Source organism: Geomonas oryzae (assembly GCF_004117875.1).
In the GTDB taxonomy this organism is placed as follows: domain Bacteria; phylum Desulfobacterota; class Desulfuromonadia; order Geobacterales; family Geobacteraceae; genus Geomonas; species Geomonas oryzae.
On sequence record NZ_RAHW01000006.1, the window covers coordinates 13,498 to 34,620 of the forward strand.

Consider the following 21,123-nt stretch of genomic DNA (forward strand, 5'->3'; position numbering starts at 1 on the left):
CACCGTTTCGAAAACCCCTATCTAATTAAAGCTATTCCCACGCCGGCCGATGAGTAGCATAAGCGCCTGCGTCTTTGCCCCGGCACCTCCGGGCGGGGCAAAGACCGCCGTGCCGCCGTCACAAGGAGCCCGCCGTCTGAGATGAAAAACCTGAGCCTCACAACGAAAATTAGCCTGACGGTGTCGCTGCTGGTGGTGCTGGTGCTCTCCTTCATGACCCTGTGCGCGTCATGGTTTCTGCAGAAGCAGTACGAGTCGACCGTTTCGGAACAGCAGTTCTCCATGGTCTCCTCCATGGCCGAGGAGATCGACGGCAAGATACGCGGCGCGGCCGTACAGCTCGAGGCGCTGACGCGGACGGTTCCGCCGCGGCTTTTCAGCGATGCCGCAGCGGCGCAGCGGTTCCTACAGCAACATCCCGAAACCCTAGCCCTTTTCGATAGCGGACTATTCCTCTTCGATTCCGGCGGAACACTCCTCGCAGTTACGCCACTTGAGCCCAGTCTCATCGGCAAGGATTACTCCTTCCGTGACTATTACCGGGATGCGGCGCGCACAAAGCGCACCGTCATCTCGGAGCCATTCATTTCGACCCAGGTGCACCGGCACCCAACGGTCGCCTTGATCGTTCCGGTGCTCGACTCCGGCGGCGCCGTCATCGGGATGCTAGGCGGAGCCGTCGACCTTTACAAGGACAACTTCCTCGGTAAGCTCGCGCACGCGCGCGTCGGCAAGAACGGCTACTTCTACCTGTTCAACCGCGACCGCTACATCATCGTGCATCCGGACCAGGGGCGGATCCTGAAGCGGGATGTCCAGGTCGGTACCAACCTGCTGCTGGACCGTGCCATCGCCGGGTTCGAGGGGGCGGCGGAAAACGTCAACTCCCACGGCCTCGCCTCGGTGAGTTCGTTCAAGCGGCTAAAGAGCACCGGCTGGATCCTCGGCGCAAACTACCCGCTGGCTGAGGCGTACGCTCCGGCACGAAATGCGAAGTTCCTTCTTTTCCTCGGGCTTGCCAGCGCCGTTGCGGCGAGCATCTTCGTCTCCCTCATGCTGATGAGACGACTCACGGCGCCCCTTCTCACCTTCATCCGCCACGTCGAAGGGATCACCGAGCAGGAGCGGGACCTCGAGCCGGTGGCGATCCACACCGGGGACGAGATAGGAAACCTCGCGCACGCCTTCAACCGGATGATCGAGGAACTGCGCCGGCAAAAGGATGCGGCGCGTGAGTTCCAGCTCGCCATCGACCAGGCACCGGTGACGGTTCTGGTCACCGACCGCGAGGGGATCATCCGTTACGTCAACCCGCACTTCACCAAGGTGACCGGCTACCAGGCCGACGAGGCGCTGGGGCAGACCCCGAGGCTGGTGAAGTCGGGGTGGCATCCGCGCGAGTTCTACGCGGGGATGTGGCAGACCGTGCTTTCCGGCGAGGTCTGGCGCGGGGAGATGCGCAACAAGCGCAAAAACGGCGACCTTTACTGGGAGAGCGCGTCGATCTCGCCGGTTAAGGATGCCTCGGGGGAGATACGAAACCTCGTGGCGGTGAAAGAGGACATCACCGAGAGAAAGCGGGCCCAGGAGGCCCTGATACGCAGCGACGAACGTATCAGGCTCCTGCTTGAATCGACGGCGGAGGCGATCTTCGGCATCGACCTATTAGGCAACTGCACCTTCGCCAACCGTGCCTGCGCGCGGCTTTTGGGCTACGACAGCGCGGACGAGCTCCTCGGGAAGAACATGCACCTGCTGATCCACCACAGCTGCCCCGACGGAACGCCCAACCCGGTGCAGCAGTGCCCGGTCTACCAGGTGCTGCGCGGGAACAAAGGGGTGCATGGCGACAAGGAGTACTTCTGGCGTGCCGACGGTTCCAGCTTCGCGGCGGAATACTGGTCCTTCCCCCAGCTGCAGGATGGAGAGCCGGTGGGCGGGGTGGTGACCTTCTTCGACATCACCGAGCGGAAACGGGCCGAAGAGGAGCTTTTGCGCGCCACCGAGGCGGCCGAGGGCGCCACCAGGGCCAAGAGCGAGTTCCTGGCCAACATGAGCCACGAGATCAGGACCCCGATGAACGCGGCCCTCGGGATGCTCTACCTCTTGCAGCAGACCGAGCTCTCCGCGCAGCAGAAGGAATTCCTGGAGAAGGCGCAGAGCGCCTCGGGGGTGCTCCTCAGGGTGATCGACGACATCCTCGACTTTTCCAAGATCGAGGCCGGCAAGATGGAACTGGAGCACATCCCGTTCCGGCTGGGACAGGTGCTGGGCGACCTGGAAAACGTGGCGTCGGCCATCCTGGGCGAAAAGGAGGTCGCCTTCAAGGTGACCGCCGCCGGCGACATCCCGGAACTGCTGGTTGGGGACCCGATCCGTCTGGGGCAGGTCCTCCTTAACCTGACCGGGAACGCGGTCAAGTTCACCGAAAAGGGGAGCGTCGAGGTGGAGGCGGCCCTCGTAGCCCTGGAGGACGGTGAGGCGACGGTGCGTTTCGCCGTTTCCGACACCGGCATCGGCATGGACGAAAAGCAGCGCGAGGCGCTCTTTCTCCCGTTCAGCCAGGCGGACAGCTCCACCACGCGCCGCTACGGCGGTACCGGGCTCGGCCTCGCCATCTGCCGGGAACTGGTGCAGCTCATGGGCGGCCGGATGTGGGTCGACAGCGAGCCGGGGCGCGGCAGCACCTTCAGCTTCGTCGCCCGCTTCGGCCTGAAGGACGCGGGACAGGACCCGGTGCCGCCGCATGCGGCCGAAGGGGAGACGCGGGACCTGTCCGGGGTGCGGGTCCTGCTGGTGGAGGACAACAAGATCAACCAGGAGGTGGCGCGGCTCATCCTCGAGCGGGGCGGCGTGCAGGTCGAAGTGGCGGGTAACGGGGCCGAGGCGCTTGCCATGGTTCATGCCGCCGGTGCCTCGTACCACGCGGTGCTCATGGACGTGCACATGCCGGTCATGGACGGGCTTGAGGCGGCCCGGCGCATGAGGCTCGACCCGGCGCTTGCCACGCTCCCCATCATCGCCATGACGGCGGGGGCCCTGCCCAGGGAGCGCCAGCTCTGCCGCGATGCCGGGATGAACGACCAGGTGGACAAGCCGATCAACATCCCGGCCTTTTTCGCCACCCTCGGACGTTGGGTCGGGGCGGAGCCGCGCGTCATCGAGAAGGCGGCCGCGACGCCCGATTTACAGGAGGACGACATCCCCGAGCAGGTGCCCGGACTGGAACTGAAGCGGGCCATGGAGCGCATCGGGGACGGGCGCCTTTTGAAAAAGCTGCTGGTGAGTTTCCGCAAGGAAAACGCTGCGATGGTCGATGAGATCGGGGCGGCGGCCGCGGTCGCGGATCTGAAGCTCGCCCGGCGCCTGATTCACACCGTAAAGGGAAGCGCCGGTAACCTGGGCGCCACCAGGCTCGGGAGCGCCGCTGCCTCCCTCGAGATCGCGCTGCGCGGCGAGGACGCCTCGCTCGTGCACCAGACCCTTGAGAGCTTCGCGGAAAAGCTCACCGAGGTGCTCGATTCCATCCGGCAGCTCGAGGAGCAGTGGGGCGTTGACGGCGCGGAAAGAAGTAACGTGAAGATCGCCTGCGACGACCTGGAACAGATGGCGGCGCTCTCCCGGAGCCTGGATCGCCTGCTGCAGAGTCAGAACATGAGCGCGCTCGCGGTTTGGGAGGAGATGCGTCCGCTTCTTTCCGGCGAACTTGCGCAACGTCTGGACGCAACGCTGCAGATGCTGGATTTCGGGGACGCAGGTGCGGTCCTGAGGGAAATTATGGAAGAGCTGGAGATCACGCTATGAACCTTAGAAGCCAGATTAAGAGGCACAAGATCCTGATCGTGGACGACACCGCCGCGAACATCGAGATCCTGTACAAGATTCTCAAGGAAAACTACGACGTCCTCTTCGCCAAGAGCGGGGCGGACGGCATCCGCATGGTGCAGGAGCAGCATCCCGACCTGGTCCTTTTGGACATCATGATGCCGGACATGGACGGGTACGAGGTCTGCTCACTTCTGAAGCAGGACCGGGCAACGGCCCGGATCCCGGTGGTGTTCGTTACTGCGATGGGGAACGACGAGGACGAGGCGCGCGGGCTGGAGCTAGGCGCCATCGATTACCTGACCAAGCCGATCCGTCCGCACATAGTCCTCGCCCGGGTGCGAAACCACCTGGAGCTGAAGCACCGGGGCGATCTTCTGGAGCGGCTCACCCGCGAGCTCGAGGAGAAAAACCGCACCCTTGACGTCCTCGCGCGCAAGGACGGGCTCACCGGCGTCTCGAACCGGCGCAATTTCGACGAGGTGCTGCAGTCCGAGGTGCAGCGTGCCATGCGCAACAGCCGCAACCTCTCCCTCATCCTGTGCGACATCGACCACTTCAAGAGGTTCAACGACCTGTACGGCCACATGGCTGGGGACAAGTGTCTGCAACTCATGGGGGAAATCCTGCGGGATACCTTCAAGAGGGCGGGAGAGGTGGTGGCGCGCTACGGCGGCGAGGAATTCGCCGTCATCCTTCCCGACACGAGCGCCGAGCTTGCCGGGCACATGGCGGAGCGGCTGAGGCTCGCGCTTTTATCACAGGCGCTGCCGCACGGGCATTCCGAGCACAACGTGGTGACGCTGAGCGCCGGGGTGGCGGGGACGCTCGTCGAGCGGCCGCACACCCTTGAGTGGTTCCTGGGACGGGCCGACCAGGCGCTGTACCGCTCCAAGGCGGAGGGGCGCAACCGCGTCACCGTGGCGGAGGCCGAAGCGGACGCCTAGATGCGGCGTCCTCAGTAGTCCACCCCGGGTTGCGGTTCGATCTCCTTGCGGTAGGCGTGCTTCACCTCGACCACCTCGCTCACCGTGTCCGCCAGCTCGATCAGCAAGGGGTGGGCGTCGCGGCCGGTCAGCACGAGGTGCATGAGGGAGGGCTTCGCCTCCAGGATCTCCAGCACCTGCTCGAGGTCGACGAGCTTCAGTTGCAGGGCGTTGTTGACCTCATCCAGGATGACCATGTCGAAAAGGCCCGACGCCATCCTCTCCAGGGCGAGCTGAATCGCGTCCTGGGCGTTGGCGCGGTGCTCGCTCCTCGGGTACGGGTTTCCCTGGATGCCGCAGAACCCCTTGCCGGTGGCGTGCAACTCCACCCGGTCTCCCAGAAGTTTCACCCCGTCCCACTCCCCGGCGTAAAGATCCCCTTTCATGAACTGGATGATGCAGACCCTCATCCCGTGGCCCGCCGCCCTTAGCGCCATGCCGAGCGCAGCCGTGGTCTTCCCCTTGCCGTGGCCGGTGATCACCACGATGAGACCCTTCCTCTCCTTCGGTTCCAGCCGGTCTATCTTTAGCGGCGGGGTTCCCTGTTTCTTCATGACGTTGGCTCCGATGGATTTCCATTGGTTGTGGACGGATACGGATGTCTCTATCCCCTCTCCCCCTGGGAGAGGGTAGGGTGAGGGCGCCGGCAGATGCAAACACTCGCTTCGTGGCAATGCCCTCACCCGCCCTTTGGGCACCCTCTCCCGGAGGGAGAGGGGGGGGGCAGGTTGACTCCGTGTGCAGCGGTGGTGATTAATGGTGCGCGGCCATCTTGCCGAGCACGCGCCAAAGCCCCGCAACCCCCATGAGGGCGATGGCTAGGCCGGCGGCACGCAGCATGGCGTTTTTAAGCGCTCCCGAGACGGCGCTCGAGGCGGTGCCGAAGGCAAGGAGCACGGGAACGGTACCAAGCCCCATGGCTGCCATGGTGGCGGCTCCGATCACCGGGCTGCCGGTACCGGCAGCGGCCAGAAGCGGCGCGTAGACGAGGCCGCAGGGAAGAAAGCCGAGCACGAGCCCTAGCGGCAGCGAGGCTAAGGGGGAGTTGGCGGCGAGGAGGCGCTTCAAGGGTGCGGTCAGAAAGCGCGCGCCGGTCCCCTCCAGGGTGGAGAGGTTCAGGACGTTCAGCCCCAGCGCCGAGGAGAGTCCCACCATGATCACCATGAGGTTCGCCCCGACCATGAACCAGCGGAAGACCACTTTCATGGACATGAGGTCGAGGGATGAGCCGATAAGGCCTGCGACGGCGCCCAGGGCGGTGTAGGTGGCGATGCGCCCTGTGTTGTAGAAGAGCTGCGACTTAAGGCGCGCCGCGAAGACGTTACTGCTGTCTTTGAGGGAGATGGCGGCGACGATGCCGCCGCACATCCCGATGCAGTGGAAGCTCCCGGCGAGTCCTGCGAGGAAGGCCAACCAGATCTGTAGCATTTCGGTCTCCTGTGCGCTGTGTCAATGGGATGGTGGGGCTACTGCCGGCTTTGCGGGTCATGCGCTGAAGCGTTGTCGACGTTGCCGTCGGAAGATTCAGGCTCCGCCGCGCCGCTCCTTTTTTCATGTGGCAGAGGCGTCTCGTCGTCGAGCATCCTGTGTTTCGGGCGCTCCATGTCGTTGAACTCCCCCCGGTGCACTCCCCAGAGAAAGAAGAGCCAGCAGCCGCAACCAAGGCAGAAGGATAGCAGGATGAGCGCGATGAGCGAGCTAGTCATGCGGTACCCGCAAAAGTCTCAGCGAGTTCCCAACGACGCAGACCGAGCTTAACGCCATGGCGGCCGCGGCATAGACCGGGGTGAGCCGACCGGTCATGGCGAGGGGAATCCCGATCACGTTGTAGAGAAAGGCCCAGGCCAAATTCTGCCGCACCACCTTCATGGTGCGCCGGGCCATCCGGTGCGCGAGTGCCAGCCGGTCCAGGTCCGCTTTGGCGAGTACCAAGTCCGAGGTCTCCATGGCGATATCGGTCCCCCCGGCCACGGCGCATCCTACGTCCGCGGCGGAGAGGGCCGGGGCGTCGTTGATGCCGTCACCCACCATGAGGACGGTCGCCCCCGCACCCTTCAGCTTCTCGATCTCCCGCGCCTTGTCCGCAGGCGAAAGGCCGCCGAGGCCGAGGGCGACCCCAGCACCCCGGGCCACCTTGTCGGTGCACTCCTGCCGGTCGCCGCTCAGAAGAAGGGTGTCGATCGCCTGGCGCCGGAAGTACGAGACGAGCCCCGGCGCGTCGTCGCGTATCCGGTCCTTGAAGATCAGCGTCCCGGCGTACTGCCCCTTGCGGGCGACGCCCACCACCATGCCACCCTCGGGGGATTCGACCCCGTCCGGGATCCCGGTGACGCCCAGACGCTCGAGAAAGGTGACGCTCCCTAGCGCCACCGTCTCGCCCGCCACGCGCCCCTTGATCCCGGCTCCCGCCAGGGTGACCATCTCGGTGCCCGTCGGGTAGTCGATGTCGTGCCGATCGGCGTAGGCTCGGATCGCGTGGGCCACCGGGTGCAGCGAGCCCCGCTCGACGGCCGCGGCGAGGGCGAGCACCTCCTTGGGCTTCACCCCCGGCGCCGGCTGGATGTCGACCAGCATCGGCGCCCCTTGGGTGAGGGTCCCGGTCTTGTCGAAGACGGCGATGGTGATGCGGCTCAAGCGCTCGAGGATGTCGCCACCCTTGAAGATGACGCCGAAGGAGGCGGCGGCGCCGGTGCCGGCAAGGATCGCGGTCGGGGTGGCGAGGCCTAGGGCGCAGGGACAGGCGATGACCAGGACGGCGAGGGCGATCATGAGGCTGGCACCGAGGGCCCTTCCCTCCCAGTAGTGCAGGCAGAAGGTGGCGACCGCGAGGGTCAAAACGGCCGGGACGAAGTAGGCTGCGACCCTGTCGGCCACCCCCTGGATCGGGGCGCGCCGGCTCTGCGCCTCCTCGACCAGGTGCGCGATCCGTGCGATGAAGCTCTCCCCCGCCTCGCGCAGGCAGGTTACCCGCAGGGCGCCGGAGAGGTTGGTGCTCCCGGCGATCACCTCGTCCCCCTTTTTCTTCACCTGGGGGAGCGGCTCGCCGGTGGCGGCGGACTCGTCGACGTCGCTTGCTCCCTCCTCGACTCTGCCGTCCACCGGGAAACGCTCCCCGGGTGCTACGAGGATCAGGTCGCCGGGGTGGAGCTCGGAAGGATCCACCGTTTCGAGCGTCTCTCCCGCGAAACGCTGTGCCTGCCCCGAGGATAGCTCCAAAAGCCTCGCGATTCCCCCGGAGGCGCGGCGCTTGGCGCCGTTTTCCAGAAGCCTCCCGGCGAGGATGAGGGTGACGATCATGGCCGCGGTCTCGTAGTACACCTCGCCGCCGGAAAAGGTCGCATAGACGCTGTAGCCGAAGGATGATAGGGCGCCCAGGGCGATGAGAAGCTCCATGTTGGGTGCGCCGTTGGCGAGGCCGCGCCAGGCGCCTTTCAGGAAGGGCCAGCCGCAGTAGAAAACGACCGGCGCGGTGACCAGGAGCGAGAAGAGCTGCAGGTACCCTTTCATCTGCGGCTCGATCCCCTGGAAGTATCCGGCGTACAGGGCGAAGGCGTAGGCCATGAGCTGCATGCTGAGGAAACAGGCGGTCCCGAAACGGATCAGGAGGTCCTTCTGCTCGCGCCTTGCCATCTCGCGCACCTCGCTCTCGGTGTAGGGACGGGGCGCGTAGCCGATCTGGTCGATGCGGTTGAAAATGGCGGCGGGAGAGGTGATGCCGGGGTCGAACAGCACGCGGGCCCGGCCGGTGGCGTAGTTGACGCGCGCCTCGACGACGCCGGGGAGCGCGCCGATGATCTTTTCGATGAGCCAGACGCAGGAAGCGCAGCGGATGCCGTCGACGATGATGTCGATGGCGCTTCCCCCGGCCGACTCCCGGACGAATCCGGCGAGGTAGCTGTCGCGAAAGCCCCCCTTGAACGCCTTCGGAATGAGACCCGTTTCCTGCCACTGCCTGCGGCGGTAGTAATCGGAGAGCCCGGAGCCGCTGATCAGAAGGTAGGCGCCGTGGCAGCCGTGGCAGCAGAAGGGGAGCACGGTGTCACCGCTGCGCTCCTCGACCAGCATCCCCGGTGGTATGTCGCCGCCGCAATGAAAACAGGGCACGAAGACTCCTCTCAATTGAAGAACACGACCTTCCGGCTCGCGCTCGCCTCACCCTTGGTGAAGACGAGGAGCCCCCTGAGTTCCGCCTTTCCCGTGGCGGGCCACGGGGAGACGAAGACCCCCGGGGAGGCCTCGGTGAGCGACAGCACCGACGGGTTCCCGACGGCTTCGGTGCGAAACTGCAGCGCGCCGCCGGTTATCGGCGCTCCCTTCTCGTCATGCACCCGCACCTGCAGATCGCGCCCGGCGAGGGAGGCGGACATGCTCCAGTTGAGGCCGGGGTTGCGCGCGCCGCTTTTGGTCCGGTCGTAGTTCAGCCCGTTCTGGTAATACTGCGCATCGGTCACCCCGGCTCCGCGCTGCATGGACATGAGCATGGTGCCCGCCATGCCCAGGAGAAAGACGGCGATCATGAGCACGATGGAGAGCTGCCAGCGGCAGGGGGATGTATTTAGTGTCTTCTGCATCGTTTTCCTCTTTTCTTCCCTCACCTGACGTCCACATCCCCTCTCCCTTCGGGAGAGGGCCAGGGTGAGGGCGACGGCGGTTGCAACATTCTCACTTCGGGGCAAGGCCCTCACCCGCCCTCCGGGCACCCTCTCCCGGAGGGAGAGGGGAGAGGGGCGTTCTAACGTATTGCGACCGGCAGCGGGCTTGCCGCGACCACTTTACCCGCCGACAGGAGCCTCAGCTCTACGACGGTGCCGGGCGCCGGCGCGGGGTTCATCTTCAGCGCGAAGCCGATCTTCCGGTTCGCGTTCGCCGGGAGCTCCACGTCCCGCACCGGGCCTACCAGCTCGACCCGGTAGCCGGGCAATGGCGCCGTCTCCAACTGGAAGGTCCCCGGCTTACCGGAGCGATTCTCGAGATACGCCGAGTAGAAGTTCACCAGCGAGCCGTCGGGCAGCGTCTTCACCTCGCCGCTCGCGTTTCGCTGCACCTTGAGGGTCGCCTCCTTGCGCGTCGTCACCCCGACGACCAGGAGCGCCGCGAGAAGGGCGACGACGCCGCCGACCAACAGCGCCTTCTTGTTCACCGCCCGCGAGCCGTCGGGAGCGGGCGGGCCGAAGGTGTAGTGGATGAGCCCACCGCTGCCGCGCGGCGCCATTACGTCGCGGCAGGCGTCCAGGCAGCGGCCGCAGTTGATGCACTCGATCTGCAGCCCCTTTCGGATGTCGATTCCCATCGGGCAGGCGCGCACGCAGGAGCCGCAGCGGATGCAGGCCTCCTTGAGGCCGGGGTCGAATTCAAGGGTAAGGGTGCCGCGCTCCATGGCCATTAGCTGGATGCGTCCGTAGGGACAGACGGTCTTGCAGAAGGTGCGCCGTACGAAGGCGAGGTCGAGGTAGACGATCGCCCCGGTCGCCGCTAGGGAGATCCCCGCCACGGCGCCCAGGCTTCCGGAAAGAAGCCGTGCGAAGAAGTCCGGGGGCGCTATGAAGTACCAGACCAGGTTCGACGCCACCAGCGCGGAGAGGGCGAGGTAGCCCGCGTGGCGCAGCGCCAAATCGAGCGGGGCTGGGATGCCCCTGGTGCGTGCGTCGAGCCAGTCGGCGATGTCCCCCAGTGTGGTCTGCGGACAGAGCCAGCCGCACCACACCCGGCCGAAGAGCATGGTGACGAACAAAAAGCCGAAGACCAGGATCAGCACCACGACGAGGAGGAGGTAGAACTCCTCGATGCGCAGCTTGGCGCCGAAGAAAAGGAGCGTCCTCGTCCCGGCGTCAAGGCGCAGCAGCGATTCGCCGCCGGGGCGGATGAACGGGACGGCGAGCAGCAACAGGGTGCAAAGCCACTGCACCCTCTTGCGCCATGGTGCTATGCGTGCCGTTTTGAAGGGAGGTAGGTTCAAAGCGACAGCACGTACTGGACCAGCCCCTGGATCTTGTCGCCGGAGAGCTCGTTTTTGAAGCCGGGCATGCCGCCTGGGCGTCCGTCGGAGATGGTGGCGGTCACCTCGGGTGCCGTCTTGCCGAACTTGTAGGTCTTCGCGGTCAGGTCGGGGCCGATACCCCCCTTGCCGTCGGGGCCGTGGCAGGAGGCGCAGCGGGCGGCGAACTCCTTCTTACCTTCGCCGATCAGGTTGGTGGTCCTGATCTCCTCGTGCGCCGGCACGCTCTTGGCCGCCGACTCCTTCTGGGTCTGTGCGGCGAGGCGGGCCTCTTTTGCCTTCTTGATCTCGGCGTATTCACCGTAGGAGCTCCACCCGCTGAACAGGTAGTAGGCCATGAAGATGACGCCCCAGGTCACAAGCCCCCAGAACAGGATCCTGAAGACATTCGGCGCATGCTTCTCCGGGCGGTACCTGATGCCGTCGTATTCCTTATTTTCATCGGACATCGCGTCCTCCTTTGCTCTCTTTTTTAGGGGGACTGGCTCCGCAGGTGCCAGTCCCCTTCTTCTTCCTATTCCGGACGGTCCTTTTTCTTCGGTTCGTCGTCGTCCATCATGCGGAATTTCGGTTCCTCCCCCTTGGCTTGGTGCGCTTTACGATAGGTGCGCGCCACGATCGCCGCGAAGACGATGAAGAGGAAGAGGGTCACCCCGAGGTAGTAGATGCTGGCGCTATCCATATCACTTCCTGTGCACGGACTTCAGGTAGGTGACCACCTTCCAGGTCCGCTCCTTGCCGAGGGTGTCGCCGAAGGCGGGCATGCCACCTTCCGTAATGCCGCTGTAGATGGTGGCGAAGACCTTCGAGTCCGGCTTGTCCATGTCGCGCAGGTCCGGCCCGACCTCGCCCTTCAGTTCGATGCCGTGACACTGTGCGCAGTGCTCGGCGTAGAGCTTCTGCCCTTCGGGGAGGACGGAGAGGTTGTCCTGGAACGGGTTCTTCAGCTCGCCCACCACCTCGGCCTTGCCGGCCTTTCTCCAGGGGATGTCGTTCCCTACCTTCTGCATGTAGGCGACCATGGCGTCCAGCTCGGTCTTACCCTTGAGGGCATCGATATCGGCCTGGGTGTAAGGGAACTTGAGCGCCTTCATCTTTTTCTCGGTGAGGCTCGTGTCGAGCGGCCGGTCCAGGAAGGCGTAGGAGGGCATGTTGGAGCGCGGCACCATGGCGCGCGGGTCCTTCATGTGCTTCACGTGCCAGGCGTCCGGGTACTTCCCGCCGATCCTCGCGAGATCGGGGCCGTTTCGGCGCGATCCCCAGAGGAAGGGCTGGTCGTAAACGAACTCGCCGCTTTTCGAGTACTCGCCGTAGCGCTCGGTGTCGGAGAGCAGCGGCCGGACCGTCTGGGTGTGACAGTTGTTACATCCCTCGCGGATATAGATGTCGCGCCCCTCGAGCTGTAGCGGGGTGTAGGGCTTGACCGAGGCGATGGCGAGCTTCGGGTCGTTGATCCACCGGAAGGGGAGGACCATGGTGATGATGGTGCCGACCAGGATGGTAGCCGTGGCCAGGAGCAGGAAGATGATGGGCTTTTTCTCTATCATGGCGTCCCTCCTAGGCCGGTTGCACCGCGGCCTGGGGCTTGCCGCCGGTGATCGTCTTGTAGATGTTGTAGAGGAAGAGCAAAAGACCGGCGAGATAGATGACGCCGCCCGCCGCCCGCATGTACCAGTAGGGGTAGAGCTCGGCCAGGGTCTCGATGAAGCTGTAGTGCAGGCTTCCGTCCGGGTTGGTGGCGTTCAGCATGGCCGCCTGCTGCACCCCGGCGATCCACATGGTGATGGAGAAGATGAGCTGTCCGGTGAGGACCAGCCAGAAGTGCATGTTGGCCATCGGTATGCTGTAGACCTCGGTGTGATAGATCCTCGGGACCGTGTAGTAGATGGCGGCGAAAAGGACGAGCGAAACCCAGCCGAGCGTTCCCATGTGCACGTGGCCCGGGACCCAGTCGGTGAAGTGGATGAAGGCGGAGAAGGTGCGGATCGACTGGGACGGGCCCTGCAGCGTCTGCATGCCGTAGAAGGTGATGCCGAAGATGAGGAACTTCACCAGGTAGTTCTCGCGCATCTGGTGCCACTGCCCGTTCATCGAGAAGTAGCCGTTGAAGACGGCCGCCCAGGAGGGGGCGATCAGCATGACCGAGAAGCCCATGGCAAGGGTCTGGACCCAGTCCGGAACCGGAGCCCATAAAAGGTGGTGCGCGCCTGTCCAGAGGTACATGAAGATGAGGCTCCAGAAGGCGACGACGCTCATCCTGTGGCTGTAGATCGGGACGCCGGTCGCCTTGGGGAGGAAGTAATAGAAGATGGCCAGAGGCGGCGTGGTGAGCACCATGGCGACCGCGTTGTGCCCGTACCACCACTGCACGTTCGCGTCGTTCGCGCCCGCGTAGGCGGAGTAGGACTTGGTGAGCGAGACGGGGATGGCGGCGTTGTTCACGAGGTAGAGCACTGCGACGCCGACCAGGGTGGCCAGGATGTACCAGAGCGAGATGTACATCTGCTCCTCGCGCCGTTTCACGATGGTCATGACGATGTTCACCGAGAAGATGACCCAGAGCACTACGACGAGGGTTGCCACCGGCCATTCCAGTTCGGCGTATTCCTTGGAGCGGTTCATCCCCATGGCGAGCGTCACCGCGGCGAGCGCGATCACCACGTTGAAGAGCCACAGCTGCGCCTTGGCGAGTCCCGGGCTCCAGAGGCTCCTTCGCGTCAGGCGCTGCGTGATGTAGATGAAAAAGGCCATGAAGCTGCCGATGCCCCAGCCGAAGATGCCGGCGTTGGTGTGGATCGGACGCAGTCGGCCGTAGGTGAGGTAGGGGGGGAAGTTGAGTTGCGGGAAGGCGATCTGGAACGAGATGAAGACCCCGAGCAGCACTGCTACGAGACCCCACACCATGCTCCAGATGACAAACCCTTTGACGATGTCGTCAGCGTACCCATCCTGTTGGTTCATGCCGTCCTCCTGGGGATGAATGGATCAATAAAGGCAACTACTGGACGATGGTGACGGCGTGCCGTCACCCGTCGCTCTGTTACCGGGAGTTTCTGTCATAAATGTTGGATCTGCCGTGACTTTGTCTGAAGGCTGGAGTTATTGCCGGAGGAACGTCCAATGATGCAGCAATAACAAAGTGTTAGTTTAGGTGGTAATCACGCTTTAGCAAGCATTCCGCCTGTATACGGGTTAATTTTTTACCCCCTTTTGGCTGTAGAAAACGGCAGGGGTGCCGAATAGACAAAGTGACGGTGTTTCCGCGTTGACTGGCGCGGGTTCCCCGCTACCCTATTTGATGGCGTCCGGACCTGACGGCGCATACCGAGGATCATATGAGTACAGGCGAACTTATTTACTATATAGCGGCAGGTGCAACCCTTCTCGTTGTCTGGGTCGGTGCGACTTACTGGGCGGTGAACTTCTTTATCAGGCAGGTAACCCAGCAGAGTTGCCATGATTTCAGGATGCGCATGATGGCCGAGGCGGAAAGGGCCTTGAAGCTGTTCCGGGAGGGGCTTTGCGAGCAGATCGTGCAGCAGGAGAACAAGTCCGACGCGCTGGCGCGGCTCTACGCCACCCTCATCGACCAGCTGCGGCTGGGGAAGGAGTTTCTAAGCTCAATTGCGGAGGGGGAGCGGAGTCGGGCGGAAAAGCAACTGAGGACCATCAGGGGGACCGGCGAGAGCTTCAACGACACCTTTCAGAAGCAGGGGCTCTTCTTCTCCGAGGAGTTCACCAGGACGGTGAAAGACCTCCTGACCCAGCAGAAGGCGGCGCAGGAGCGTCTGGAGGAACTGCTGCGCCGGGTGCAGCGGGAACCGCAGAACGCGCTCGCCCTCGACGACCTGAAGAAAGAATGGGGGCAGTTCGAGGACCATCTGAACCGGCTCATGGACTTCGTGCGCAACGAGTTCCGCAGACGCAACCCCGTGAGCAGCGTGATGATGAAGTGGATGAACGAGACACCGGCCTCAGGAGCGCCAGCCCCTCCCTCCAGCTAATCCTTCTTGTCCAGCGGTTCGGGCTTGCAGAGATGGTCCTCCTTCTTGGCGGCCCGACCGCACTTCTTGCAGAGGTAGCGCGGTTCCGCCACGATTTTCTTCAACTCCTTCAGGTTGTCCTTTATCTCGTCCTTATCCCACTTGCACAGTGTCTTCGTGTCCTTCCCCATGGCTTTAGCTCCTCTCACATTGAGATCAATCTTTCAGTATCAGGCGACGTTGCGGCGCTTATAAGCAATCGTGTTTGAGCGTTAAGCTGAATTAATATTGTTTTTGTGGCAGTACGGTTGAAATGAAATTCTTTCCGGATATAGTAAATCAGTTTTCGAAATTTCCCAGTGACATCAATAGAAAAGGAGGAATCCATATGTCGATGTTTTGCCGTCAATGTGAGCAGGCCGCCAAAGGGACCGGGTGCGAGGTGGTGGGTGTCTGCGGTAAGAATCCGGAGGTTGCCGCCCTGCTGGACCTCATGATGTACGGTCTCAAGGGGCTGGCCATCTACGCTGACAAGGCAAGGGAACTTGGTGCGCACAACACCGTCGCGGACATGTACCTCGTCGAGGGGCTCTTCACCACGGTTACCAACGTTGACTTCGATCCGGTGCAACTGGCAGGTAAGCTGAGGAAGTGCTACGACCTGAAGGAGCAGGTGAAGGCGATGTACGAGACCGCCTACCGCGAGCAGAAGGGGGGCGATGCGCCCGCCATCACCGCGGGACCCGCAGCCTGGGTGATCGCCGACAACCTCGAGGGGCTCGTGGCCCAGGGGCAGGCGCAAGGGGTTAAGACCCAGCACAGCGACCCGGACATCCTCTCCGCCATCGAGATCATCATCTACGGCCTGAAGGGTATGGCTGCCTACGCGAACCACGCCTGTATCCTCGGCAAGACCGACGAAGAGGTTTACGCCTTCTTCCACAAGGCGCTCGCTGCCACCACCGATCCGACCAAGGGGCTCATGGACTTGGTCGGCATCGCCATGGAATGCGGCAAGGTGAACATCAAGGTCATGGAGATGCTGAACACCGGGCACGTCGAGCACTACGGCCACCCGGTTCCGACCAAGGTGCAGCTCGGCACCCGGAAGAACAAGGGGATCCTGGTCTCCGGCCACGACCTGCGCATGCTCGAGGAACTCCTCAAGCAGACCGAAGGTAAGGGGATCGACATCTACACCCACGGCGAAATGCTCCCGGCCCACGGCTACCCGGGGCTCAAGAAGTACGCGCACCTCTACGGCAACTTCGGCGGCGCGTGGCAGGATCAGGCGAAGGAGTTCCCGAACTTCCCCGGCGCCATCATCTTCAACACGAACTGCATCCAGCGCCCGGCGGACAGCTACAAGGATCGTCTCTTCACCTGGGGTGAGGTGGGGTGGCCGGGTGCCAAGCACCTGACCGGCTACAAGTTCGACGAAGTGATCAACAAGGCGCTCGAATGTCCCGACATGCCGGATGCGCCGGGCCAGGAGATCCTTACCGGCTTCGGCCACAACGCGGTGCTCGGCGTCGCGGACAAAGTGATCGAGGCGGTGAAGGCGGGGGCGGTGAAGCACTTCTTCCTGATCGGCGGCTGCGACGGCGCCAAGAGCGGAAGGAACTACTACACCGAGTTCGCCGAGAAGGTGCCGAAGGACTGCGTCATCCTGACCCTTGCCTGCGGCAAGTACCGCTTCAACAAGCTCGAGTTCGGCGACATCGGCGGGATCCCGAGGCTTCTCGACGTCGGGCAGTGCAACGATGCCTACTCCGCGGTGCAGATCGCTTCGGCGCTCGCGGGTGCCTTCAACTGCGGCCTGAACGACCTGCCGCTCTCCTTCATCCTCTCCTGGTACGAGCAGAAGGCGCACGTGATCCTGCTTTCGCTCCTTTACCTGGGCGTCAAGAACATCAAGCTGGGGCCGGCGCTTCCCGCGTACCTGTCGCCGAACGTGCTCCAGTTCCTGGTCGACAACTTCAACATCGGTCAGATCGGCAGCGTCGACGCAGACCTGCAGGCGGCCCTCGCGTAGCATCGGCAAAAGAAGCAGTAGCGGTAGAAAAGAAAAAAGAAGAAGTAGGTAGCTCCTTAGTCTCTGCGCCAGGTCCTCTCAGACCTGGCGCCTTTTTTATTCGCCCCCACTTTACTGGTGTGCACGAACGAAGGGGACCTTGCTGTTTGCAAGGTCCCCTTCTTCATTTCCCTTTGCTAGATGTTGGCGGCCGGAGCGACCACCGGTTCCGGCACGGGCAGGGTGGATGGCTTGATGGTGAAGAGGTGGTAGACGGTGATGACGACACCGGCCAGGAAGACGAGGCCGACGCCGAAGGCGACCCGGAACCAGAACATCATGGTGAGGTGCGCGGTGCTGTAGCCGATGTCCAGGAAACGCTCCAGGTAGGTCTGGAGGATCCCGGCGATGCCGAACACGAGCCCGAGGATGAACATGCCGATGGTGGTGATCCAGAAGCCCCACTTGCCCAACCGGTCGTGGTACTTGTTGATCCCCTTGAGGCGCGGCATGGCGAAGTAGAAGATGGTGAGGTTCAAAAGGGCGTAGGCGCCGAAGAAGGCCAAGTGCCCGTGCGAGACGGTGACCTGGCTGCCGTGGGTGTAGTAGTTGATCGGCGGCAGCGTGTGCATGAAGCCCCATAGTCCCGCGCCGACCAGGTGATAGATGGCCAGTCCCACGATGTAATACCAGGTCAGCGGGTTCACGATGGGGTTCTTCCTTTCACGCACATGCATCCAGGTGTCGACCACCATGAGCACGATGGGAAGCGGCTCGAGGGCGCTGAATATGCCACCCCACCAGATCCAGTAGTCCGGCGCACCGATCCAGTAGTAGTGATGACCGGTGCCGACTATGCCGGTGAAGAGAAAGAGTCCTGTTTCCACGTAGAGCCACTTCTCCACCACTTTGCGGTCCACCCCGGTCACCCGCATGATGATGTAGGCGACTATCGACGCTGTCACCACCTCCCAGGCCCCCTCCACCCAGAGATGGATCACCCACCACCAGTAGTAGTAATCGGTGTTCAGGTTCTTGTAGAAGGGCATGCCGAAGAGGTACATGACCGCCAGGAAGGTGACCCCGCCCAAAAGCATCCACTGCAGGGCCGATTTCTCCTTGGACTCGATGATGGTCATGGCGACGTTAGCGATGAAGAGGAGCGCCGCGACCACGATGAGGGAGTTCAGCGGGAAGGGGATCTCGAGGAGCGGTTTCCCCCGGGTCCAGCCGAAGAGAAAGCCGACCACGGCGGTGACCGCGGCGGCGACGAAGATGACGAGCTGCGCGTAGGCGATCTTGGGACTGTACAGCTCACGCCCGCACTCAGGCGGGAGGATGTAGTAGGTCCCCCCCATAAAGCCGAGAAGCATCCATGCCACCAGCACGTTCGTGTGGATCTCGCGCGCGGTGGAGAAGGGGAACACGTTCACCAGTTCCTGCGGCAGCGTGAAGGCGTAGTTGATAGAGAGCCAGAGCCCCAGGATCACCTGCAGGATGAAAAGCACCAGGGCAAGACGGAAGTACCACAGCGACACCCGCTGGCTTTGGTATTCGATCAGCATCATTTGCTCACCTCCTTGGTCGACTTAAGGCTAAGGATGAAGTCGGCGATGGTCCCGGCCGTCTGCGGCGAGACGTCCTGCGGCGGCATGGCGACACCCGGCCGCACCGACTGCGGGTTGATCATGTAGTTGATCAGGGTCTGGCGGTCGTAGGTGATCCGGTTGGCGATGGCGGTCAGGTCGCCGCCCACGTTGCGCCCCTGGTTCTCGAAGGTGTGGCACCCGCCGCATGCCTGCAGGACGAGATGCACCTTGTCGAGCTTCTGCGGCTGGGACTCGCGCAACCTGTATGCCTCCACGAACTTCTCGTCCTGGGGCGGCCAGTGGCGGTTCTCGATATCGCCGACCCAGTGCAGGAAGGAGACCAGTTGCTTCGTCTCCGTTTCGGTGACGCCGAGCTGGGGCATCTTCCGGAAGGAGTTTTTGTACATCACCTCCGGGTGTTGCACGATCGAGGCGATGTTGTTCTCACCCAGGCGGTAGAAAGCCTTGGTCATGTCCGGCGCGTAGTAGCCGCCGAAGCCCAGGATGGTGTGACAGTCGTTGCAGTTGTACTTGTGCCAGACCTTCTTGCCTGCCACCACCTGCTCGGTCAGTTTGTCGGTGTGGGTGAACTTCGGAGTCTGCTTGTGGAAATCGTAGGTTTGCCAGAGGAAAATTGCGGCGGAGGAAAGAGTCCCCAGCCAGAAGATCAGACGAGCTGTTTTTCCGGTCATACCACCCCTCCTTTGTCTGTTGGCTTTGAATTCTTTGAAGATTCTAATGATTGAACAGCAGAAGAATATCGTGGGGTAGGGGGATGTCAACCGTGGAGGAAAAACAACACCCCGAAAGGACTGGGGATGTCCGCTTCGGGGTGTTGTGTGATGCCGTGGCTCCCCGGCTGGGGGGGCTCATGTGGGTACTGCGGGCTTCTTCTTAATCCTTACGCCGCCTCAAGGGGCAGAGCGAAACCGCCGCCATACCCAGCCAGGAGAGCGCGAAGAAAGTAACTATGATCGTCATGGTTGCTCCTATTGTTCGGTCACCAAGCATTGCCTTGGAAGGGCTGCCGTTATTCCCCTCCCCTTGCGGGAGGGGGGAGGGGGTGGGGTAAGGCGCCATAACTTCTTGATTGGCTACTTCACAGCTTCGCCGCTTTCGGGAAGAGGATGTTGTTTTCCAGGTGCACGTGCTTGTGCAGGTCGTCCTCGAACTCCTTCAGCTTCTCGTAAGTGACCATGAAGGTGTTGCAGACGTCGTCGGGGACGGTGTAGTTCCTGGCGAGCCGGCGTATCTCGTGCACCGCCGCGCCAACCTCGTCGTGCTCGTGCCCCAGTTCGGCGAGTACCGCCTTCAGCTTCGCGATCTCATCGCCGGCCGGTTCCGCACCCTGCTCGTGCAGTTCCGTCAGCCGTTTGATGGCCGGGAAAAGCTGCTCCTCTTCGCTTTTAAGGTGCTGAGCCATGTCCATGGCAACCTTCTTGAAGATCTGCGCGATCATCACCACCTCGGGGTGGTTTTCCCCATGCACCTGGGCGATCTTGTCGGCGTAGGCGGCGATGGTCGGGATGTTCTCTTTGAGGTAGCTGTGGTGCTGGTTCTTGATGTAGTCCGCGAGGAAGGGGAGATCCCAGGCGTCGTAGTTCTGGCTGCGGTCCTGCGGGCGTGCTCCCGCCTCTTCCAGCTCGCGGCGTAGACTCTCGATGTCGATACCCTTTTCCCTGCATGCCTGCGTCAGCGGGACGTTCCCGCCGCAGCAGAAGTCGATGCCGTATTTTTCAAGGACCTCGGCGGTGCGGAAGTCTTTTGCGACCACTGAGCCTACGGTTTCAGTCATTGTGGTTTCCTGAGTCTCTTTTTTCATGGTGTCGCTCCTTGGCTGCCCGTTTTAAATAGGGCGGCCTGTTCATACGTTGTATGAGCCATCTGCTGTTAAGCCCATGGTAACACCAACGGCTCAGAAACGTATGATTCAGGTCAAGAAAAGGTGCATTCGTTCAGTACGGGGGCATCGGGAATGATGGGAATGATGGGAATGATGGGAATGATGGGTGCGGCTACCCACGAAGCGCAGCCACGAGCCTGACGTTCCCCCCTTTGCGAAGGGGGAGCCTGCCCCCCGTAGCCTTGGCGAAGGGGGGACAGGGGGGATTTCCCCTACATTCCACAGGCGGCCGAACCGACAAAGTCTGAATGAGGGATCAGCGCGTGGAAAGCTGTGAAGAATTCTGTACGAAGCGGCCGATGGCGCGGTCCATGGTGGAGATGTGGTCGATGAGCCAATTGGTGATGAAGCCGGTCATCGTGGTGACGAGGGGGGCGGTGAGTCCTTCCACTTTGAGGCGTTCCTTGAGCTTGTTGACCTCTTCAACAAACGCCACGTGTTTGGCGCGGTGCTTGTCGTAGTCGGGGTAGCGGACCTGCTGCATCAGCTTCTCTTCGTCCTTAAAATGGGTGACGGCGTACGCTTCGAGGAACCAGAACATCCTCATGATCTCGTCGGTACTCTGCCGGGACTGGTAGGCGTCGGCAAAGGCGTTGAACTTGTCGAAAAGAAGCTTGTGCTGGATGTCTATCTCAAGCACGCCTATGTTCAGATCGTCATTCCATTGCATCAGCATGGCTCCTCCGCTTAATCACTGCGGGAACTTTTATACCTACTCTTCTTTTTGTAATCAATATATTTGTGACTGCGCAGGCCGGAACCGCGGGGCCTGCCTGTTTTGATGTTTCGGAAACATGGGAAGGTATTGATAATTTGACACAATTTACA

Annotated in this window: 19 protein-coding genes; 4 read left to right on the plus strand and 15 right to left on the minus strand. The window is 62.5% G+C overall.

All coding sequences use genetic code 11. The features are described from left to right. The first annotated feature begins 141 nt into the window (after positions 1–141). On the plus strand, positions 142–3,804 hold the full coding sequence (locus D6Z24_RS15100; protein ID WP_129127440.1) for a PAS domain S-box protein: 3,663 nt from the start codon (positions 142–144) through the stop codon (positions 3,802–3,804). Beyond that, positions 3,801–4,772 (plus strand): diguanylate cyclase, encoded by a 972-nt coding sequence (locus tag D6Z24_RS15105; RefSeq protein ID WP_129127441.1) that lies wholly within the window; start codon positions 3,801–3,803, stop codon positions 4,770–4,772. The genes D6Z24_RS15100 and D6Z24_RS15105 overlap by 4 nt, the downstream gene beginning before the upstream one ends. A gap of 11 nt (positions 4,773–4,783) precedes the next feature. Here D6Z24_RS15105 and cobO read toward each other — a convergent pair whose 3' ends face one another. The 10 genes from cobO to D6Z24_RS15155 all read right to left on the minus strand — a co-directional run bounded on the left by cobO (position 4,784) and on the right by D6Z24_RS15155 (position 13,767). Next, positions 4,784–5,365 carry a cob(I)yrinic acid a,c-diamide adenosyltransferase gene (gene cobO, locus D6Z24_RS15110; RefSeq protein ID WP_129127442.1) on the minus strand — a complete coding sequence of 194 codons (582 nt, stop codon included), beginning with the start codon at positions 5,363–5,365 and terminating at the stop codon, positions 4,784–4,786. A gap of 199 nt (positions 5,366–5,564) precedes the next feature. Continuing rightward, entirely contained in the window at positions 5,565–6,239 is a 675-nt protein-coding gene (locus D6Z24_RS15115; protein WP_129127443.1) for a sulfite exporter TauE/SafE family protein, read from the minus strand. 38 nt (positions 6,240–6,277) lie between these two features. Beyond that, positions 6,278–6,517, minus strand: coding sequence for a cbb3-type cytochrome oxidase assembly protein CcoS (gene ccoS / locus D6Z24_RS15120; protein WP_129127444.1), 240 nt, complete (start codon positions 6,515–6,517; stop codon positions 6,278–6,280). Beyond that, the gene (locus tag D6Z24_RS15125) at positions 6,510–8,915 is read right to left on the minus strand and encodes a heavy metal translocating P-type ATPase (protein WP_129127445.1); all 2,406 of its coding nucleotides are present in this window, start codon (positions 8,913–8,915) and stop codon (positions 6,510–6,512) included. Before D6Z24_RS15125 ends, ccoS begins: the two co-directional genes overlap by 8 nt. An 11-nt stretch (positions 8,916–8,926) precedes the next feature. Continuing rightward, positions 8,927–9,382, minus strand: coding sequence for a FixH family protein (locus D6Z24_RS15130; protein WP_129127446.1), 456 nt, complete (start codon positions 9,380–9,382; stop codon positions 8,927–8,929). 161 nt (positions 9,383–9,543) lie between these two features. Next, positions 9,544–10,767, minus strand: a complete 1,224-nt coding sequence (locus D6Z24_RS15135; protein WP_129127447.1) for a 4Fe-4S dicluster domain-containing protein — start codon at positions 10,765–10,767, stop codon at positions 9,544–9,546. Then, on the minus strand, positions 10,764–11,255 hold the full coding sequence (locus D6Z24_RS15140) for a c-type cytochrome (protein ID WP_129127448.1): 492 nt from the start codon (positions 11,253–11,255) through the stop codon (positions 10,764–10,766). The genes D6Z24_RS15135 and D6Z24_RS15140 overlap by 4 nt, the downstream gene beginning before the upstream one ends. A gap of 65 nt (positions 11,256–11,320) precedes the next feature. Beyond that, positions 11,321–11,488, minus strand: a complete 168-nt coding sequence (locus tag D6Z24_RS15145) for a CcoQ/FixQ family Cbb3-type cytochrome c oxidase assembly chaperone (RefSeq protein ID WP_129127449.1) — start codon at positions 11,486–11,488, stop codon at positions 11,321–11,323. Between the two features lies 1 nt (position 11,489). Next, entirely contained in the window at positions 11,490–12,353 is an 864-nt protein-coding gene (locus tag D6Z24_RS15150) for a cbb3-type cytochrome c oxidase subunit II (RefSeq protein WP_129127450.1), read from the minus strand. A gap of 10 nt (positions 12,354–12,363) precedes the next feature. Beyond that, complete coding sequence (locus D6Z24_RS15155) at positions 12,364–13,767, minus strand: cbb3-type cytochrome c oxidase subunit I (RefSeq protein ID WP_129127451.1); 1,404 nt, start codon at positions 13,765–13,767, stop codon at positions 12,364–12,366. A gap of 374 nt (positions 13,768–14,141) precedes the next feature. Here D6Z24_RS15155 and D6Z24_RS15160 point away from each other — a divergent pair, with 374 nt between their 5' ends. Then, a complete protein-coding gene (locus D6Z24_RS15160; protein WP_129127452.1) occupies positions 14,142–14,810 on the plus strand; it encodes a hypothetical protein in 669 nt (222 codons plus the stop codon). Here D6Z24_RS15160 and D6Z24_RS21665 read toward each other — a convergent pair. After that, on the minus strand, positions 14,807–14,980 hold the full coding sequence (locus D6Z24_RS21665) for a hypothetical protein (RefSeq protein WP_198419470.1): 174 nt from the start codon (positions 14,978–14,980) through the stop codon (positions 14,807–14,809). The genes D6Z24_RS15160 and D6Z24_RS21665 overlap by 4 nt on opposite strands. A 197-nt stretch (positions 14,981–15,177) precedes the next feature. Here D6Z24_RS21665 and hcp point away from each other — a divergent pair, with 197 nt between their 5' ends. After that, positions 15,178–16,824 carry a hydroxylamine reductase gene (gene hcp, locus D6Z24_RS15165; protein ID WP_129127453.1) on the plus strand — a complete coding sequence of 549 codons (1,647 nt, stop codon included), beginning with the start codon at positions 15,178–15,180 and terminating at the stop codon, positions 16,822–16,824. Positions 16,825–17,000: 176 nt separating this feature from the next. Here hcp and D6Z24_RS15170 read toward each other — a convergent pair whose 3' ends face one another. The 4 genes from D6Z24_RS15170 to D6Z24_RS15185 form a co-directional block, all read right to left on the minus strand. Further along, complete coding sequence (locus D6Z24_RS15170) at positions 17,001–18,371, minus strand: cbb3-type cytochrome c oxidase subunit I (RefSeq protein ID WP_129127454.1); 1,371 nt, start codon at positions 18,369–18,371, stop codon at positions 17,001–17,003. Continuing rightward, the gene (locus D6Z24_RS15175; protein ID WP_129127455.1) at positions 18,368–19,084 is read right to left on the minus strand and encodes a c-type cytochrome; all 717 of its coding nucleotides are present in this window, start codon (positions 19,082–19,084) and stop codon (positions 18,368–18,370) included. Before D6Z24_RS15175 ends, D6Z24_RS15170 begins: the two co-directional genes overlap by 4 nt. 407 nt (positions 19,085–19,491) lie before the next feature. Continuing rightward, positions 19,492–20,187: an iron-sulfur cluster repair di-iron protein gene (ric, locus tag D6Z24_RS15180; RefSeq protein ID WP_407925422.1), complete on the minus strand. Its 696-nt coding sequence runs from the start codon at positions 20,185–20,187 to the stop codon at positions 19,492–19,494. A 364-nt stretch (positions 20,188–20,551) separates the two neighbouring features. After that, on the minus strand, positions 20,552–20,971 hold the full coding sequence (locus D6Z24_RS15185; RefSeq protein ID WP_129127457.1) for a bacteriohemerythrin: 420 nt from the start codon (positions 20,969–20,971) through the stop codon (positions 20,552–20,554). Between the last annotated feature and the right edge of the window lie 152 nt (positions 20,972–21,123).

Excerpts from the sequence above, each read along its gene's own strand:
- D6Z24_RS15100 (WP_129127440.1), top strand. The coding sequence starts at position 142 with ATGAAAAACCTGAGCCTCACAACGAAAATTAGCCTGACGGTGTCGCTG.
- D6Z24_RS15105 (WP_129127441.1), top strand. The coding sequence starts at position 3,801 with ATGAACCTTAGAAGCCAGATTAAGAGGCACAAGATCCTGATCGTGGAC.
- cobO (WP_129127442.1), bottom strand. The coding sequence starts at position 5,365 with ATGAAGAAACAGGGAACCCCGCCGCTAAAGATAGACCGGCTGGAACCG.
- D6Z24_RS15115 (WP_129127443.1), bottom strand. The coding sequence starts at position 6,239 with ATGCTACAGATCTGGTTGGCCTTCCTCGCAGGACTCGCCGGGAGCTTC.
- ccoS (WP_129127444.1), bottom strand. The coding sequence starts at position 6,517 with ATGACTAGCTCGCTCATCGCGCTCATCCTGCTATCCTTCTGCCTTGGT.
- D6Z24_RS15130 (WP_129127446.1), bottom strand. The coding sequence starts at position 9,382 with ATGCAGAAGACACTAAATACATCCCCCTGCCGCTGGCAGCTCTCCATC.
- D6Z24_RS15140 (WP_129127448.1), bottom strand. The coding sequence starts at position 11,255 with ATGTCCGATGAAAATAAGGAATACGACGGCATCAGGTACCGCCCGGAG.
- D6Z24_RS15145 (WP_129127449.1), bottom strand. The coding sequence starts at position 11,488 with ATGGATAGCGCCAGCATCTACTACCTCGGGGTGACCCTCTTCCTCTTC.
- D6Z24_RS15150 (WP_129127450.1), bottom strand. The coding sequence starts at position 12,353 with ATGATAGAGAAAAAGCCCATCATCTTCCTGCTCCTGGCCACGGCTACC.
- D6Z24_RS15155 (WP_129127451.1), bottom strand. The coding sequence starts at position 13,767 with ATGAACCAACAGGATGGGTACGCTGACGACATCGTCAAAGGGTTTGTC.
- D6Z24_RS15160 (WP_129127452.1), top strand. The coding sequence starts at position 14,142 with ATGAGTACAGGCGAACTTATTTACTATATAGCGGCAGGTGCAACCCTT.
- D6Z24_RS21665 (WP_198419470.1), bottom strand. The coding sequence starts at position 14,980 with ATGGGGAAGGACACGAAGACACTGTGCAAGTGGGATAAGGACGAGATA.
- hcp (WP_129127453.1), top strand. The coding sequence starts at position 15,178 with ATGTCGATGTTTTGCCGTCAATGTGAGCAGGCCGCCAAAGGGACCGGG.
- D6Z24_RS15170 (WP_129127454.1), bottom strand. The coding sequence starts at position 18,371 with ATGATGCTGATCGAATACCAAAGCCAGCGGGTGTCGCTGTGGTACTTC.
- D6Z24_RS15175 (WP_129127455.1), bottom strand. The coding sequence starts at position 19,084 with ATGACCGGAAAAACAGCTCGTCTGATCTTCTGGCTGGGGACTCTTTCC.
- ric (WP_407925422.1), bottom strand. The coding sequence starts at position 20,187 with ATGACTGAAACCGTAGGCTCAGTGGTCGCAAAAGACTTCCGCACCGCC.
- D6Z24_RS15185 (WP_129127457.1), bottom strand. The coding sequence starts at position 20,971 with ATGCTGATGCAATGGAATGACGATCTGAACATAGGCGTGCTTGAGATA.